Annotated in this window: 19 protein-coding genes; 7 read left to right on the top strand and 12 right to left on the bottom strand. The window is 67.0% G+C overall.

The features are described from left to right. Window positions 1-17 precede the first annotated feature (17 nt). Window positions 18-689, bottom strand: coding sequence for a RadC family protein (gene radC / locus ON21_RS05090; protein ID WP_039795818.1), 672 nt, complete (start codon window positions 687-689; stop codon window positions 18-20). A gap of 123 nt (window positions 690-812) precedes the next feature. Between radC and ON21_RS05085 the strand changes: the two genes are divergently transcribed. Then, window positions 813-1,118 carry a DUF6881 domain-containing protein gene (locus ON21_RS05085; protein WP_218004039.1) on the top strand — a complete coding sequence of 102 codons (306 nt, stop codon included), beginning with the start codon at window positions 813-815 and terminating at the stop codon, window positions 1,116-1,118. Between the two features lie 7 nt (window positions 1,119-1,125). On the opposite strand, the gene ON21_RS05080 is transcribed toward ON21_RS05085, so the two are convergent. Beyond that, window positions 1,126-1,320, bottom strand: coding sequence for a type II toxin-antitoxin system VapB family antitoxin (locus ON21_RS05080; RefSeq protein WP_039795816.1), 195 nt, complete (start codon window positions 1,318-1,320; stop codon window positions 1,126-1,128). A gap of 107 nt (window positions 1,321-1,427) precedes the next feature. Between ON21_RS05080 and ON21_RS05075 the strand changes: the two genes are divergently transcribed. Both ON21_RS05075 and ON21_RS05070 read left to right on the top strand, forming a co-directional pair. After that, window positions 1,428-1,949, top strand: a complete 522-nt coding sequence (locus ON21_RS05075) for a DUF4396 domain-containing protein (protein ID WP_063821017.1) — start codon at window positions 1,428-1,430, stop codon at window positions 1,947-1,949. 128 nt (window positions 1,950-2,077) lie between these two features. Continuing rightward, window positions 2,078-2,974: a phenylalanine 4-monooxygenase gene (locus ON21_RS05070; protein WP_039795813.1), complete on the top strand. Its 897-nt coding sequence runs from the start codon at window positions 2,078-2,080 to the stop codon at window positions 2,972-2,974. A gap of 15 nt (window positions 2,975-2,989) precedes the next feature. Here ON21_RS05070 and ON21_RS05065 read toward each other — a convergent pair whose 3' ends face one another. Continuing rightward, complete coding sequence (locus ON21_RS05065; protein ID WP_039795811.1) at window positions 2,990-3,601, bottom strand: acyl-CoA-like ligand-binding transcription factor; 612 nt, start codon at window positions 3,599-3,601, stop codon at window positions 2,990-2,992. After that, window positions 3,591-5,105, bottom strand: a complete 1,515-nt coding sequence (locus ON21_RS05060) for an MFS transporter (protein WP_039795809.1) — start codon at window positions 5,103-5,105, stop codon at window positions 3,591-3,593. Before ON21_RS05060 ends, ON21_RS05065 begins: the two co-directional genes overlap by 11 nt. Window positions 5,106-5,225: 120 nt before the next feature. Between ON21_RS05060 and ON21_RS05055 the strand changes: the two genes are divergently transcribed. Beyond that, window positions 5,226-6,527, top strand: coding sequence for a D-alanyl-D-alanine carboxypeptidase family protein (locus ON21_RS05055; RefSeq protein WP_039795807.1), 1,302 nt, complete (start codon window positions 5,226-5,228; stop codon window positions 6,525-6,527). Window positions 6,528-6,531: 4 nt separating this feature from the next. On the opposite strand, the gene yhjD is transcribed toward ON21_RS05055, so the two are convergent. From yhjD to ON21_RS05040, 3 genes are all read right to left on the bottom strand, one after another. Beyond that, window positions 6,532-7,563, bottom strand: coding sequence for an inner membrane protein YhjD (gene yhjD, locus ON21_RS05050; RefSeq protein ID WP_039795805.1), 1,032 nt, complete (start codon window positions 7,561-7,563; stop codon window positions 6,532-6,534). Window positions 7,564-7,647: 84 nt separating this feature from the next. Then, window positions 7,648-8,679 (bottom strand): tryptophan--tRNA ligase, encoded by a 1,032-nt coding sequence (gene trpS / locus ON21_RS05045; RefSeq protein ID WP_039795804.1) that lies wholly within the window; start codon window positions 8,677-8,679, stop codon window positions 7,648-7,650. Window positions 8,680-8,700: 21 nt separating this feature from the next. Beyond that, entirely contained in the window at window positions 8,701-9,633 is a 933-nt protein-coding gene (locus ON21_RS05040; protein WP_039795802.1) for an oxygenase MpaB family protein, read from the bottom strand. A gap of 314 nt (window positions 9,634-9,947) precedes the next feature. Here ON21_RS05040 and ON21_RS05035 point away from each other — a divergent pair, with 314 nt between their 5' ends. Further along, window positions 9,948-10,583, top strand: a complete 636-nt coding sequence (locus ON21_RS05035; protein ID WP_039795801.1) for a TetR/AcrR family transcriptional regulator — start codon at window positions 9,948-9,950, stop codon at window positions 10,581-10,583. A gap of 9 nt (window positions 10,584-10,592) precedes the next feature. Here the strand turns inward: ON21_RS05035 and ON21_RS05030 are convergent, their stop codons facing one another. The 5 genes from ON21_RS05030 to ON21_RS38110 form a co-directional block, all read right to left on the bottom strand. Beyond that, the gene (locus ON21_RS05030) at window positions 10,593-11,087 is read right to left on the bottom strand and encodes a barstar family protein (protein WP_039795799.1); all 495 of its coding nucleotides are present in this window, start codon (window positions 11,085-11,087) and stop codon (window positions 10,593-10,595) included. Beyond that, the gene (locus ON21_RS05025; RefSeq protein WP_039795797.1) at window positions 11,087-11,575 is read right to left on the bottom strand and encodes a guanyl-specific ribonuclease; all 489 of its coding nucleotides are present in this window, start codon (window positions 11,573-11,575) and stop codon (window positions 11,087-11,089) included. Before ON21_RS05025 ends, ON21_RS05030 begins: the two co-directional genes overlap by 1 nt. A gap of 252 nt (window positions 11,576-11,827) precedes the next feature. Further along, window positions 11,828-12,073, bottom strand: a complete 246-nt coding sequence (locus tag ON21_RS38115; RefSeq protein ID WP_157111822.1) for a hypothetical protein — start codon at window positions 12,071-12,073, stop codon at window positions 11,828-11,830. Between the two features lie 13 nt (window positions 12,074-12,086). After that, window positions 12,087-12,518: a hypothetical protein gene (locus tag ON21_RS05020; protein WP_039795795.1), complete on the bottom strand. Its 432-nt coding sequence runs from the start codon at window positions 12,516-12,518 to the stop codon at window positions 12,087-12,089. A gap of 146 nt (window positions 12,519-12,664) precedes the next feature. Continuing rightward, entirely contained in the window at window positions 12,665-12,802 is a 138-nt protein-coding gene (locus tag ON21_RS38110; protein WP_157170709.1) for a hypothetical protein, read from the bottom strand. A gap of 740 nt (window positions 12,803-13,542) precedes the next feature. Here ON21_RS38110 and ON21_RS05015 point away from each other — a divergent pair. Continuing rightward, the gene (locus ON21_RS05015; protein ID WP_039795793.1) at window positions 13,543-14,052 is read left to right on the top strand and encodes a DUF6879 family protein; all 510 of its coding nucleotides are present in this window, start codon (window positions 13,543-13,545) and stop codon (window positions 14,050-14,052) included. After that, window positions 14,049-14,900 (top strand): helix-turn-helix domain-containing protein, encoded by an 852-nt coding sequence (locus ON21_RS05010; RefSeq protein ID WP_051020349.1) that lies wholly within the window; start codon window positions 14,049-14,051, stop codon window positions 14,898-14,900. The genes ON21_RS05015 and ON21_RS05010 overlap by 4 nt, the downstream gene beginning before the upstream one ends. Window positions 14,901-15,341 lie beyond the last annotated feature (441 nt).

Genomic DNA, 15,341 nt, shown 5'->3' with positions numbered 1-15,341 from the left:
TTGACACAGTGCGAAGGTCAAGCGAACTTCGGTGCGCTCGTCCACTTCTCCCCCGCGATCACCACGTGGTCGAGGAAGCGGAGGCCGACGGTGTGGGCGGCTTCGGTGAGCAGGGTGGTGGTGTGGCGGTCGTCGGGGCTGGGGGTGGGGTCGCCGGAGGGGTGGTTGTGCACGATGGCGAAGGCGCGGCCGTCGTGGCGCAGGACGGTGTTCAGGACCTCCCGGACGGGGACGGCGACCTGGTCGACGGCGCCCTCGGCGACGAAGACCTTCTGGCGGAGGCGGTTCTGCGCGTCGCAGACCAGCACGAGCAGGCGCTCGACCCGGCAGCCCGCGAACAGCGGGAGGGCGGCGGCGGCCACGTCGGCGGGGTTGGTGAGCCGGATCGATGTGTCCGGCCTGCCGCGCGCCCGCGCGCCGAGGTGGAAGGCGGCGATGACGGCGGCGGCCTTCGCCGCGCCGATGCCCGCCCGGCGCGACAACTCCTCCGGACGCGCGGACGCCAGCCCGGCGAGCCCGCCGTGCTCGACCAGCAACTCCACCGCCAGATCCAGCGCGCTCGCACCGCGCCTGCCCTGCCGCAGCAGCAATGCCAGCAACTCCGCGTCGCTCAGCGCGTGCGGCCCGAGCGCCAGCAAGCGCTCCCGCGGCCGCTGCTCCACCGGCACGTCGACAAGAGAGACCGCCATGACTCCCACCCCTCGGTCACGCCAACAGTGCCCGGGATTCTGCCAGGGGCCACCGACAGTTCGACCCCATATGCTGGCTGGTGTGCGGTTCGGTAGCCGAGTCGGTCGCGAGCTGGGGAGCTGATGACGATGTGGTACCTGAAGGCGCAATGGCACCACGATTTCGACGACGAGCCGGTCGAGCTGTTCAGCGAGATCGGCGACGACGGTTTCGAGGTGCGCAAGATCGAGGTGTTCCGCGACGGGCACCGCGACTGGGCCGATTCGGGCCGCGGCACCGGCACGACCGAACTCGGGCAGATCCCGGTTCCGGCGCCGGACGAGCTGAATGCGCAGACCGAGTTCACCGCGCTCCAGATCGACGCCGAGGAGTTCGACGAGGTCTGGCAGCGCGCTCTCGACGAGCGACGGCCCGCTTCTCCCAGATAGCCCGGGCCTAGCGGTCCACCACCGCGACGTCCGACCCCACGAACGCCTTCGCGGCGAGCCGCTGCAGATTGTGCAGCTGGCGCTCGTGCACGACGATCCGGCGCAAGGCCTCGTTGACGGTGGTGTCGCTGGTCGACGTGCCCATGATGGCGGCGGCCGCGGCGAGCAAGTCCTGGTCGAGATCGATCCGCACGGATTTCATGCGCCCTCCTTCATACTTTCGCCATCTTGCGGCATGACGCCCGCTCATGTCCGGCAAATCGCCAACTCCACCTTGCGTAGATACCCTACGGGGGTATAGTTCCAGTCATGGAACACAGGCACCACCCGTCGGGCGAACACCTCTCTCACGTCACGCACGCCGAACACCACAGTGGGCACCATGCCCCCGCTACCTGGCGGATGGCGGCCATGGCCACGCTGCACTGCCTCACCGGCTGCGCCATCGGCGAAATCCTCGGCATGGTGATCGGCACCGCGCTGGGCTGGAACAACGCCTCGACCATGGTGCTGGCCATCGTGCTGGCGTTCGTGTTCGGCTACGCGTTGACCATGCGCGGCGTGCTGCGGGCGGGCCTGCCGCTGGCGGCCGCCATCGGCACCGCGCTGGCCGCCGACACGGTGTCCATCACCGTGATGGAGATCGTGGACAACGCCGTGATCCTCGCCGTTCCCGGAGCGATGGACGCCCACCTGGACACCCTCCTGTTCTGGACCACCCTCGCCTTCTCCTTGGCGGTGGCCTTCGTGCTGACCACGCCGGTCAACAAATGGATGATCGGACGCGGCAAAGGCCACGCGGTGGTGCATTCACTGCACGGCGCGCACTGATCAGCACGCCGCCCGATCCGCGCCTTCGGGTGACACAGCGGCCCGATCTCAGCCCGTTCAGCTAGGCAGATTGCCCAGCTGGACGGGCTTTTGTTGTCGGCGGGCGCCGGCGGTGCTTGCATCGAGTCATGTTCAGCGAGGCGCAGTTGTACTCGCCGGTGACCCGCACCGGCGACGGCGACGTGACCGTGCACCTGAGCGATGAGCACCCGGGTGTGCACGATCCGGAATATCGGGCCCGGCGCAATGCCATCGCCGCGCTGGCTCTGGACTACGCACCGGGAAAGCCGCTACCCCACGTCGCCTACACCGACGAGGAGCAGCAGGTGTGGCGGATCGTGTCGGCCGAACTGGCGCGCAAACATCGCACCTATGCCAGCGCGGAGATACTGACGGCCGCCGAGGCGCTGTCGCTGCCCACCGATCACATCCCGCAACTGGACGAAGTGTCCGCGGCACTCGCCCCGTTGACCGGATTCCGCTACGCACCGGCCGCGGGACTGGTGCCGCTGCGGGAGTTCTTCGGCTCCTTCGCCGACCGGATCTTCCACTCCACCCAGTACATCCGGCATCATTCCGCGCCGCTGTACACCCCGGAGCCGGACGCGATCCACGAGATCATCGGCCACGCCAACCAGATCGCCAGCCCGCGCTTCGCCGCGATCTACGCGACCGTCGGCGCGGCGGTCGCACGGCTGAGCACCGACCACGCGCTGAAATTCCTCGCCGACGTCTTCTGGTTCTCGATGGAATTCGGCGTCGTCCGGGAGCACGGCGAGATCCGTTGCTACGGCGCGGGCTTGCTGTCGTCCTACGGCGAGATCGAGGAGTTCCGGCACGCCGAGCTGCGCCCGCTGGACATCGCCCGGATGGGTACCGCCACCTACGACATCACCCACTACCAGCCGACTCTGTACTGCGCGGACTCGATCGCCCAGATCGAGGACGTGATCGGCGGCTTCTTCGCGACCATGGACGACGACACGCCCGACCGTTTACGGCACGCCAGCCCCGCGGGCGCGTAATGGTGCGGCCGGACTTCAGCACTCGCGCCGCGGCGTCAGCGGCATGCCCGCATCCAGGAAATCCAAGGTGCGGGTGATGTTCTCGACGTTCAACGGCGTCATCGTCGCCATGCCGAGAGCCGCGCCCGCCATCGCGCCCGCCGCCACTCGCACCTCGAAGTCGTCGGCGGGCCGGCCGAGATGATCGGCCAGCAGGCTCGCGATGAGGTCGATGCTGCGGATGATCTCCAAACCGATGGCCGAGCGCAGCTCCGGCACGTGATAGAGCAGCGCCTGCCGCTCCTGCTCGAACGCCAGCTCGGCGGCGCCCAGTTTGCCGAAGACCTCCAGCACCGCGTTGCGGAAGGCCGCCATCGGCCCGATGTCGCGCGGCTGTCGCCGCAACGCCTCGATCATCGCCGGATCGAGATCGTCCGCGAGCACCAGCTGTTCCTTGGTCGGGAAGTAGCGGAAGAAGGTGCTCGGCGAGACATCGGCCGCCGCGGCGATCTGCTCGATCGTCGTCTCGTTGTAGCCCTGCTCGCGGAACAGCCGGAAAGCCTCGAGGCGAATCGTCCGGCGGGTCCGTTCCTTCTTCCGCTCGCGCAGACCCTGCGCCGTCCCGCTCGCGGGTAGCTCAACCGACATGAATCGATTCTGCCGCACCCGGCTCGGGCGCCCGGGCGGGTTGCCGGGTGCGCACCAACGTCGCCGTGAGCACCGCCGCCAGCACGCACAGCGCGGCGCAGGCCCACAGCATCGCGCTCATGCCGCCGAGGAACGCCACCTGCACCTGGTGCAGCATCGACGGATCGCCCAGCTTGTGCGCCGTGGCGACGCCCGCGTTCACGCCGTCGGAGATCGGTTCGCGATTCAGCGCGCCCAGTTCCGACCGGTATCGGGTGGACAGCACGGTGCCCAGCACCGCGACGCCGATGGTGCCGCCCGCCTGGCGCAGCGCCTGCAACAGCGCGGAACCGGAGCCGGAGCGCTCGGCGTCCAGGTCGCCCATCGCCATGCCCATGGCCGCGGGCATCACCAGCCCCATACCGGCACCGAGCAGCGTCAGCCACAGTGCGGCGAAGCCGTAACCGCTGTCAACGGTGGTCGACGCGCCCAGTGCCAGCGAGCCTGCCAACAGGGCGAATCCGGCGGCAACCACCACGCGGACGCCCAGTTTCGGCAGCACTTTGTCGACCAGCCTGCTGCCGACCAGCAAACCGGCGATCAACGGGAGCAACCGCAGGCCGCTGCCGAGCGCGTCCACGCCGAGCACCGCCTGGAAGTACTGCGGAACGGTGAAGAACATGCCGAACATGGCGAAGTTCACCACGATCGAAAAGGCCGTCCCCCAGCGGAATCCGTCGGCGGCGAAGAGACCGAGATCGATCAGCGGATGCGTGGTCCTGCGCTGCCAGAGCAGGAACGCGCCGAGCAGCAGCACACCGGCCGCGATGGTCGCCCAGGCCGGGCCGTCGCCCCAGCCCTTCTCGCCGATCCGGATGAAGCCGTAGGTGAGCCCGAGCATGCCCGTCGCGGACAACGCGACGCCGGGCAGGTCGATCCGGAAGCGCTGCGCGCTGCGCGACTCGGGCACCAGAGCGGCGACGGCGCACGCACCGATCACGACCATCGGCACGTTGATCAGGAACACCGAACCCCACCAGAGGTTCCGCAGCAACCAGCCGCCCACGATCGGGCCCAGCGGTAGGCCGATCGCGGTCGAGGTGATCCAGATGGTGAGCGCCCGCTGGAGATCGGCCGGTGCGGGGAACAGCGCGGGCAGCACCGACATCGACAGCGGCATCATCGCCGCCGCCGCGACGCCGAGCACGACGCGCGCCGCGATGAGCTCGCCGGGCGAGGTGGCCACGGCGCACGCGATGGACGCCACACCGAACAGCACCAGCGCGGCGAGCAGGAACTTCTTGCGGCCGTAGCGGTCGCCGAGCGCGCCAGCGGGCAGCATCACCGCGGCCAGCGCCAGCGTGTAGGCACTGCTGAACCATTGCAGCGCAGCGGTATTCGCGTTGAGGTCGACCGCGAGCGTGGGCAGCGCCACGGTCAGCACGGTGACATCGAGCCCGATGGTCAGCATCGCCACGGCCAGCGCGCCGAGGGCGAGCCAGCGACGGGGCGAGTCGTTCTTCATGACGCCTCCAGAAATGGTAGCTACAGTTTTTTGATAGTAGCTCTCATTTAGTAGTCGCTGTCAATACCACCGAAGGGATGGAATGACCGATCACCCGACCGCTCGCTAGGCTCATCGGCGATGAAGATCACTCGCCGTGCCTTGCTCTGCGTAGGCGCCGTGCTCGCCGTCGCCGCGTTCGGAGCGACGGCCACGCCGTCCCTGGCAGCGCCCAGCACCACCACGCCGTTCACCACCCCGAACACGGATGGGTGCCCGCAGAAGACATCGCCGCCTGCTCCGATCGACGCCTCCGAGGTGCCCGCGCCGGGACAGTCCACCCCTACGCCGCTCCCGATCCCTTCCCCGCCGATCGGAGGGACCCGCCTCGGCGAGTGCGGCGTCGTGCTCCCCAAAGCCGCGCCGCCCGCTCCACCGGACATTTCGGCGACGGCTTGGCTGGTGGCGGATCTGGACACCGGAGAGGTGCTGGCCGCGAAAGACCCGCACGGTCGCTACCGGCCCGCGAGCACGATCAAAGTGCTGCTGGCCACGCTGGCGCTGCGCACGCTGAATCTCGACAAGGTGGTCGTCGGCACGCAGGACGACGCCAACGTCGACGGCACCCGGGTCGGCATGGGGCCGGGCGGCCGCTACACCAACCGGCAGCTCATGCAGGCGCTGATCATGGCCTCGGGCAACGACGCGGCCCATGCCATCGCCGCGCAGCTCGGCGGCGACGCCGCGACCGTCGCGAAGATGAACGACCTGGCGAAGTCGTTGCGCGCCATGGACACTCGCACGGCCACTCCGTCCGGGCTGGACGGCCCCGGCATGAGCACCTCGGCCTACGACCTCGCGGTGCTGTTCCGCGAGGCGATGACCATCCCGCTGTTCGCCGAGTTGATCCACACCGAGCAGGTCGACTTCCCCGGCTACCCCGCCGACCCGGCCGTTCCGGGCGACACCGATCGCCCCGGCTACCCGATCGGCAACGACAACCAGCTGCTCTACAACTACGACGGCGCTCTCGGCGGCAAGACCGGTTTCACCGACGACGCGCGCCAGACCTTCGTCGCCGCCGCCCAGCGGGGCGGCCGCAGGCTCGCCGTCACCCTCCTCAAGGCCGACGTGCAGCCGGTGCGCCCGTGGGAACAGGCCGCACGCCTGCTCGACTACGGGTTCGCGCTGCCCCGCGGCGCCTCGATCGGCAACCTGCCCGGCGCGGTGGTACCCCAGCGCGACCACAGCGGAGCCACCCTGGCCGCGCCGCCCACGCCGGGCTCCGACTCGGCGACGGCATCGTCGCCGGGCAGCGATCCGTCCGCCATGCCACACACCGGAGATCGCCGCACCGGTGCGCAAACCGTGCTGATCATCGGCGGCGTCCTGGTGGTCGCCGCTCTCCTGCTGGCGGCACGGCGAGCCGCCCGGCGACGCTGATCGCTCACCGCCGGTCCGGTGACCTGCGCAATCCGGAAAGGGCAAGGGCGGCAAGCGCACCCGCGCCGAAGAAGGCGGCGCCCACTCCCATCGACACGTCACGTGCGCCGACCCGCGGCGCGATCACCGCAGGCCCCGGTGCGGGAATCTCGGCTTCCGGCTCGTTCTCCGCGGCGGTGGCGGCCCACGCCGTGGCGAACAGGACGATGCGGTAGGTGACGTAGGTGAACACCATCAGACCGATGATCGAGCCGAAGGTGGCGCCCGCCGGGCTGTTGAGCACCGATTGCAGGTAGATCGAGGCGACGATCTTGAACACTTCGAAGACCAGCGCCGCCAGACCGGCCGCCTTGGCGGCACTGGCCAGCGTCACCGGCTCCCGGGGCAACCGCGCGATGACCCACGCGAACACCGCCCAGGAGGCGAGGAAACCGAGCGCGATCGACAACAGCGACAGCAACACGTCCGCACCGGGCAGGTCGCCGAGGCCGAGGTCGTCGAGCAGCTGGCTGCCCAGGGAACTCGACGCCAGCGCCGACAGCCCCAGCGACACGGTGAACGCGAGACCGAGACCGATCAGCGCACCCAGATCGGAGAGCTTGGTCATCAGCCAGTTACCGTCCGGAGACTTCTGGTCCCATTGCTCGGTGAGCGCAGCGCGCAGGTTGGCCATCCAGCCGAGCCCGCTGTACACGCCGGTGATCAGACCGAGCGCGCCGACCGTGCGCCGGGAATCGACCGCCTGATCGATCAAATCGTTCAACTGGGTGCCGAACGAGCCGGGAATGTTCTCGACGATCTTGGCCTGCAACTCCCCGAGCAGATCCGGATTGCTGGACAAGATCACGCCCGCGACCGCGAAAGCGATCATGAGCAGCGGAAACAACGACAGCACAGTGAAATACGTGATGCCCGCCGCGTAGTAGTCACCCCGTTGCCGCTGATAGCGCCCCGCCGCACGGACCATATGGTCCAGCCACGGCTGCGCGTGGATCCGGCGTTCGATCCCAGCTTTGACATTGTCGATCACCTGCACCGTTCGCCCCTTCGACCGAGAGACCTCGCACCGGTGATACCCGGTCGAGCGCGCGACAACCGCCCGGCGGAGGCGAGCGGCCGCCTAGCGGCTCAGCAAGCCGACCCGGTCGTAGACCTGTGCGAGGGTGTTGCCGGCGATCTCTCGCGCGCGCTCGGCGCCTGCGGCGAGTATGCGGTCGAGTTCACCTTGATCCGACATGTACTCTTGCACCTTCGCCCGCAACGGCGTGACAAATTCGACCAGCGCGTCGGCCACGTCGGCTTTCAGCTCGCCGTAACCCTTACCCTCGAAATCCTTCTCCAGGGTGACGATCGGCGCACCGGTCAGGGAACTCAGGATCACCAACAGATTGCTGACGCCCGGCTTGCGCTCCGGATCGTAGCGGATCTCGCGTTCGGTGTCGGTGACCGCGGACCTCACCTTCTTCGCGGTGACCTTCGGATCGTCGAGCAGGTTGATCAGGCCCGCGTCGGTGGAGGCGGACTTGCTCATCTTCGCGGTCGGGTCCTGCAAGTCGTAGATCTTCGCCGTGCCCTTGACGATGTGCGCCTCCGGCACCACGAAGGTCTTCTTGAACCGAGTGTTGAAGCGCTGGGCCAGGTTCCGGGTCAGTTCCAGGTGCTGACGCTGATCCTCGCCGACGGGCACCTGATGGGCGCGGTAGAGCAGGATGTCCGCGGCCATCAGGATGGGGTAGGTGAACAGGCCGACGGTCGCGTTCTCCGCGCCCTGCTTCACCGACTTGTCCTTGAACTGCGTCATCCGGCTGGCCTCGCCGAAACCGGTGATACAGCTGAGCACCCAGGCCAGCTCGGCGTGCTCGGGCACCTGGCTCTGCGCGAACAGGGTCGACTTCTTCGGGTCGATGCCGACCGCGAGCAACTGGGCGGCGGCCGCCTTGGTGCGCAGCCGCAGCTCCTTGGGGTCCTGCGGCACCGTGATCGCGTGCAGATCCGGGATGAAGTACAGCGCGTCGTAATCGTCCTGCATGGTCACCCAGTACTGCAGCGCGCCAAGGTAGTTCCCTAGATGGAACGAGGAGCTGGTCGGCTGGATCCCGGACAGAACCCGCTGTTTGCGTTCGGCGGCCGGGCTGGGCGCAGGACTGGACATACCCCGATCTTCGCATGCGGCTCAAGCCGAATTTCGCTGCACCCAGTTGCGTGGGTCCACCCCGGGCATACTCGGCCGTCCGCCGCTGACCAGTTCGTGTTCCCGCTTGGACAGCATCTTGTAGACCGGCGCGCTGGGCCCGGCGAGCGTGCCCCGCAGCACCGGGGGCACCAGCGGAACCGACACGTGCGCGGTACGGACCGCCCGCGACAGCCCCTGGTAGGCGACCTCCTCCGCCACACCCCAGCGCATCCCGTACATCCGGCGGACGCGCGGCGGCAGGCTTCCCTGCACCAGCAGGTAGAACGCGGAGGTGACCTGCTGCAACGGCACACCCCGCGAGTAGGGGACGCGCTGTCCGGCCAGGTAGGAGCCGACCAGCCGCGCCTCGTCGGTGAGGAACAGGTCGTCGGAGGCGAGATAGCCGTCGAAGAAGGCCCGGAACTCCGGATAACTGGCGGGCGCCGCGTCCGCGGGCATGCCGAACAGCTCGCCCCAGCGCACGTAGTCCTGGTAGAGCCCTTCGCGCTCGCCGTCGGTCATGGTGCGCACCAGCAGGTCGTACATCACCTCGGCCGAGTCGAACGTGAAGGCCATCGTCATGAACATCAGGTGGGGGTCGAGCGCGGAGTATCCGGTGCCTGCCGGGTGCCGCGCTCCGGCGTCCTCCGGTAGCGCCCCACGTACCTCGACGTGCCGTTTCCTGGTGAACGACAGCGCGCGGTCGGCCTCGGCTTTGCTACCGAGGAACACCGCCTCGAACAGGCGGCCGGTCAGCGCCAGCCGAGTGTAGGGGGTCATGCGGTGCTCGGTGTTCTCCGCCGTACCGACGTAGAGCAGCGGGTGCACCGCGCCGATCACCAGCGCGCGCAAACCGTAGGTCAGCCCCACCGCCCGCTTGGTCATCACCCGCCGGACCATCGAGTGGTCACTGAAATAGCCGGGCTCGGACATGGCCGCCTCCTCGTCGAGAACATCTGGCAATAGCATCCACCAGAACAGTCTTTTCTGGCAATGGATGTATCCAAATTGCTGTGTTCGATTTGCCGCGACTACGGCGCGGCGTGTTCGCATGCTCGGTCTCACTTCGCTCGAAAGACGTGGTTGCGGTGCGGCGGGCACGTCGGTGATCATGCGCTGGAACACAGGGCACGCGGACTCAGTGGCCGGATGCCAAGCGCTACCTGATTGCCGCACACGCGGGGGACTCCGGCGGCGTGCGCGGCGATCGAGGGCACCGGCTTCGGCGGGCCTGTAAGAATCGAAGGGTGACGGCGCAACGGACTTATGGAGGTGTTTCCGCCGAGGAGCGCCGGGCGCAGCGGCGTGCGGCGTTGCTCGACGCCGCACTGGAGATCATCGGCACCGAAGGGCTGGGCAAGCTGACCGTGTCGGGGTTGTGCGCGCGGGCCGGTCTCAACGAGCGGTACTACTACGAGAACTTCGACAGTCGCGACGCCGTGCTCACCGCCCTGATCGACGGGATCGCCACGGAACTGGCCGCGGCCATCCTCGCCGCCGTCCGCACCGCCGCGCCGGACACGCGCGCGACCGCGCACGCCGCGATCACCGCGGGCGTGCACCTGCTCACCAACGACCCGCGCAAGGCGAAGGCCGCCCTGATCGCGGGCATGGCGACGCCGGAACTGCGGGCCCGCACCACCGAGACGGTGCGAGCGTTCGCGCGGATGGTCGCCACGGAGGGCACGGATTTCTACCGGATGTCCGACTCGGCCCCGGCTGCGGTGGTCGACTTCCGGGCGTTGTACCTGGTCGGGGGCCTGGTGCAGACGCTGACTGCCTGGCTCCAGGGCGGCCTCGACCTCACGCGCGAGGAGTTGATCGAGCAGACGGTCGACGTGTTCGTCCTGCTCGGCGAGGACCTGGCCGAGAAACTGCGGTAACGGCCCTGGTCACAGGCGCAGGGACACGTCTTCCAAGTCGGGCGCGTCGCCTTGCAGCACCACCCGGAAGAGCACGTCCCGCCGCGACCAGTAGGCCGCGCAGTCGCGCATGGCCTCGGCGAACCAGTCACGCTCGATCGGCTCGTCGGCGAGCAACTGTGCCGAATCGCGCACCACGGCAACGTATCCGGCCCCTTCGCCGAGAAAATCGTCCAGGTCGCGCAGGCATTCGTCGAACGCGTCCTTGTTCTCGCCGAAGTAGTAGGGGAACTGGAACGCGGCGGCGAACTCGTCGAAGAGCCGGGCGGTGGTGGGCATCTTCGCGCCGCGCAACTCGCGCACCAGGTATCCGGAGGGCGCCTTGTCCCGCACCCCGCTGAAGTCGGCGGCGTCGACCGCGAGGGTGCCGAAGGTGACGAGGGGCGGGGCGAGTCCGGCCCTGGGCAGCGCGTCGTCGGCGTCGGAGCGGGCAAGGAACTGCGACAGCGTGACGGTCTTTGTCATCAGCGCATCCTCGTGAAGGTCTTGTAGTGGTCGCCGGTGTACCAAGCCGAACCGTCGCTGCCGGTGACGATGCGTTCGGCGTCACGGGATCGGCCGGATTGCTTGGGATTGACGTCCCACTCCTGATAGGTGATCGGCTTACCGGAGCCATCGGTCGCGGGCAGGTCCCCACCCCGATTCATCCATCGCTCGCCCCCTTTGGTGCCGGGTGCGTTCGCCGAATCCGGCCACCGGCCCGCGTCGATCTCCCGCAGCGTGGCGTACGCGCGTTCCGGGACACCGGACGCCTGGGTGACCGGCGACGCGCTGTCCGCACCGCGCGGCGCCGCGCTGGTCGGGGTGACCGTGCTCGTCACGGCGGTGGTCGCGCGACTCGCCGGGGCGGACGTGGTGGTATTCCCACCGTCGTACAACGCGAGCACCGCGGCGAGCACCACCAAGGCCACCGCGCCGAGCAAGCCGATACCGCGCTTGATCGACCGGCTCATCGGTACTGCACCGTGACAGACGCATGGCCGGACCCGCGCTGATGGTCGGTGGCCCATGCGATCACCGCGACCTTGGGACGGGCGGCCGGCTCACCACGGAGGAGGTAACCGATACGTCCCGACTGGGTTCTAACCCGAGAATCACCCTTGAACAGGGAAGTAACCGGACTACAGACCCCGTTACGCCTCTTGCTGGTGGCGCGGCTACCCGTCATGACTGACGAATCTACGTCACCTGTCCGGCAGCTGGGCTCACTCGTCTGGCGTGTACTCGGCGTACCGCCCCGACTTGGGGAAGGTGACTACCGCCAACTCTTCCGCAGCTTTGAGCAGTGCGGCTATGGCCCGGTGGTCGGGACCGAGATACGGGTTCACTTCCTCGGCAATCTTCTGCAACCGATCACGGACCTTCACCGAAAGCTCTCGGGGCAGCTTTCCGGGGAACTCCGGCGGGTTGTCAGGATCTATCGGATACTCGATCGGTTCAGGCGTAGGCACGACTCTGGCTCCTTCAGAATCGGGGGTGACACTTCGAGGCAGGGACCTCCACCGTGCCGGATGCGTTGTTGTAGGTGAACTGGTGCCCCTGAATCTTGCCGCGTATACCGACGCTGACGCGCCACTTCCCGGCGTAGCACGCAGCCGACACCGCGTAGGAGTGTCCACCGCCCCGGAACGGTGGGGGGATGGTCGAATCGGTTCGGGTAGAGACAACCTCCCATCGACCGACCTCCTCGTGCTGCAACGCCAAGACGACTATGTGTTCGTCCGGCGGGACATCACACGCGGCAATACCGTCGCCCGTGATCTGGGGCGGTAGCACCGTCGGTACGCTGCGCGTGAACTCGAAATCGCAACTGCGGGCGGCATGGGCCGTGCCGGTAGCCGCTGGACTCACGCCGATCACCACAGCCACAGCGATCAGCCCAGTAATGGTTTTCAACGGTTATCCCCCGATTCCGATGTCAGGCCGGACCTGACTCGCTCCAGAAGAGCGGGCGTCGGAGGTTCCCACTCGTCGAACGCGGAGAGAAGAAACAGACCCAATCTGCTACGGGGATCACGTTCCGGAAGACCCTCGCCGGTCATCTAACTACCGCCTTGCTGACGCGCATCTTCGCGCTCGATCCGTTCCCGGACCTTCTCTTCCGGCATCCGCTGAGGCCAGAACACCACCGCGAAGAACGCGACCAGCGGGACAGCGAACGCCACGAACAACCCCATCACGCGGGCTCCGTCTCGTCGTCCGCCGAACCGAGCCGTTCCGCTTCACCAGGGCCGAACGCCCGAGCATCGTTACACAACTGCCGGCTGTGGTGGAACTCGACATACACGCCCGGCCCTGCCTCGCCGGTGTCACCCCACCGTTCGAACACGCCACCAGGGAACGGGTAAAGCTCTGTGCGCCTGCGTTGTTGGTCTCCGTCTGCGGTCATCTCAACCCCCTGTAGTAGGCAAGTGGTAGGCACCCCGTGACCGGATCACGGCACATGTCACGCGGGCCAGCCCAGACGCTACGAACCGTCTACCGAGCCAGTCCACAATCGTGCTCAATCGTGCACGGATTCAATATCTACTGTGCGTGCCCAGCTTCGCTGCGCCACAATCGATTCTGTACGTGCAATCTTGTGCACGACATGATCCGGAGGTATTACAGATGCCGTTACGTTTTCTGGGCAAAGGCGGAAGCACTAACAACGGATGCCCTACCCTGCTGACGAACGACCCTGGCAGGTACGTCGTCCAAGCATGGAAGACGGACCGGGCCGATACAGTCGAGTTGCCACACCTGCTACTCGGGTTCTTGGAACCGGATACGTTCATCGGTGCGACGTTGACCGACACCGGCCGGGGAACATTCCGGCTCACAGGTCGGCCGGTCACTGAACCGGAACTACTCGCACAGCTCGACATCGCGGACGACGAAACCGCTATCGAGGTTCCGAAGCTAGAAAGGACATTCTACGGTGCTGCTAGTGCCCGATGAAGGGTTCCCGGACCTACTCCGGACCTGCAAGCGGGAAGCGTTTCACCTCGAAGTGCTCGACACTTACGCCGAACCGAACGAGCATGAACCGTTCCGGCGATTCCTGGCAGACGAGCCGGATGACTACGCATGGTTCCAGCCGTGGGCCGAGCTTGTAGAGGAGACGACCAGCCGGGGCGTAGCAGTCACACGGGTACGAATCATCACCGAACCGCACACCGACTACACCCGGTTCGCGCTTGCCGTGGCGGAGCTCAATGCACGGGCAGGCGAAGACATTCGATATCTGCCCCGGCATGCTGCCGGGGAAGTCCCTCCGGACGACTACTGGCTACTCGATGACGAAACAGTGGTCTTCTCAGCGTTCGGGGAGTCCGGAGGTTGGTCCGGTGCGGTAACCACCGACCCGCACATTGCGGCGTACTGTCGCGGCCTCCGAGCCCGGTTCTGGCCTCTCGCCACGCCGTTGCCGGAGTACGTCACACGGTGACCGGTTCAGTTGACCAGCAGCGCGAATATCTCGGGGCGCAACTCCGAGGTATTCGCGTTGCCGCCGGGTTGTCCGGGGCGGAGTTGGCACGCCGTAGCGGATGGGACGCCAGCAAAATCTCAAAGATCGAATACGGACGGATACGGCCGTCTCTAGAGGACATCTCGGCGTACTGCCGACACTGCAACGCAGGTGACCAACTAGCAGACCTCCACGCGGCGCGGCAGAGCATCGATACCGCGTACCTCGAATGGCGGAAGATTCTCGGTACCGGAACCAAACGCAGACAGCAAGCATCGATCAAGTGGGAATCCGAAGCTCGGATCATCCGATCGTTCGAACCGGCCTTGGTTCCCGGTCTTCTACAGACCGCCGACTACGCGGCGGGCATCCTGCGGAAGGTGATCGAGTTCCAGCAGATTCCGAACGATCTGGACGCGGGTGTATCCAAGCGGATGCAGCGACAACAAGTCTTGTATCAGCGGGATCACTTGTTCCACTTCGTCCTTGGTGAACAAGCGTTGTACACCACTGTGGGCGACGCTCAGACGATGGTCGGCCAGCTCGACCGGCTCTTAGCTGTCCAAGGTATGCCACGTGTGACGCTCGGTATCGTGCCGATGCTGGCACCGTTCGAGACGGCTACCACGTCGTTTCTGATGTTCGATTCGAGCCGTGTCCTGGTCGAAAACATAACAGCAGAGCTGTCGATCACCCAGCCGCGAGAGATAGCGGTGTATCACCGGACATTCGACGTCCTGGCTCGTCAGTCCGTGACCGGTGAAGCAGCGCGGGTGCTGATCCGGAAGGCGATCGGCGCGCGGCGTAGCGGTGGACCCACCGAGTAGGAGACCAGCTAGATAATGGCGAAGACCACCGAGGCTACCGCGCCCCGCAGGCCAATGCCGCGCTTGATCGACCGGCTCATCGGTACTGCACGGTGACGGGCGCGTGGTCGGACCAGCGCTGGTCGTAGGAGGCGGCGCGCTCGACCACCGCGTCAGGCCGAGAGTCGAGGTTGCCTCTTGGGCGATGCTGCCGGGCTCTCGCGCCCGTGGCTCGAAAGGGTACGAGACGGACCTGCCAAATGCGAGTCTATACGGTGGTAACGATGCCGATCCGGTGCCCGCTCCGACCGAATTACTTGCGGCCGTAGAGGCGCGGGCCGTGGTCGAAGGTATCGAGCCGACGCCCATCGACGCGCACACGGGGTATGCCCGTTCCTAACTGGACTACTACGTTGCCCAAATCGTCAGCGCTGGCGACGGCCAGCGTAACGACGCTTGGAT

This window comes from Nocardia araoensis NBRC 100135, from assembly GCF_000308435.1.
Taxonomy (GTDB): Bacteria; Actinomycetota; Actinomycetes; order Mycobacteriales; family Mycobacteriaceae; genus Nocardia; species Nocardia araoensis.
The sequence above is the reverse complement of the archived record's forward strand: the minus strand, read 5'-3'. Positions and strand labels throughout refer to the sequence as shown.

What these genes read in the sequence shown, in the direction of transcription:
- ON21_RS05085 (WP_218004039.1), top strand. Translation starts at nt 813, where the DNA reads ATGACGATGTGGTACCTGAAGGCGCAATGGCACCACGATTTCGACGAC.
- ON21_RS05065 (WP_039795811.1), bottom strand. Translation starts at nt 3,601, where the DNA reads ATGTCGGTTGAGCTACCCGCGAGCGGGACGGCGCAGGGTCTGCGCGAG.
- ON21_RS05030 (WP_039795799.1), bottom strand. Translation starts at nt 11,087, where the DNA reads ATGACAAAGACCGTCACGCTGTCGCAGTTCCTTGCCCGCTCCGACGCC.
- radC (WP_039795818.1), bottom strand. Translation starts at nt 689, where the DNA reads ATGGCGGTCTCTCTTGTCGACGTGCCGGTGGAGCAGCGGCCGCGGGAG.
- ON21_RS05060 (WP_039795809.1), bottom strand. Translation starts at nt 5,105, where the DNA reads ATGAAGAACGACTCGCCCCGTCGCTGGCTCGCCCTCGGCGCGCTGGCC.
- ON21_RS05070 (WP_039795813.1), top strand. Translation starts at nt 2,078, where the DNA reads ATGTTCAGCGAGGCGCAGTTGTACTCGCCGGTGACCCGCACCGGCGAC.
- ON21_RS05040 (WP_039795802.1), bottom strand. Translation starts at nt 9,633, where the DNA reads ATGTCCGAGCCCGGCTATTTCAGTGACCACTCGATGGTCCGGCGGGTG.
- ON21_RS05025 (WP_039795797.1), bottom strand. Translation starts at nt 11,575, where the DNA reads ATGAGCCGGTCGATCAAGCGCGGTATCGGCTTGCTCGGCGCGGTGGCC.
- ON21_RS05075 (WP_063821017.1), top strand. Translation starts at nt 1,428, where the DNA reads ATGGAACACAGGCACCACCCGTCGGGCGAACACCTCTCTCACGTCACG.
- trpS (WP_039795804.1), bottom strand. Translation starts at nt 8,679, where the DNA reads ATGTCCAGTCCTGCGCCCAGCCCGGCCGCCGAACGCAAACAGCGGGTT.
- ON21_RS05080 (WP_039795816.1), bottom strand. Translation starts at nt 1,320, where the DNA reads ATGAAATCCGTGCGGATCGATCTCGACCAGGACTTGCTCGCCGCGGCC.
- ON21_RS05055 (WP_039795807.1), top strand. Translation starts at nt 5,226, where the DNA reads ATGAAGATCACTCGCCGTGCCTTGCTCTGCGTAGGCGCCGTGCTCGCC.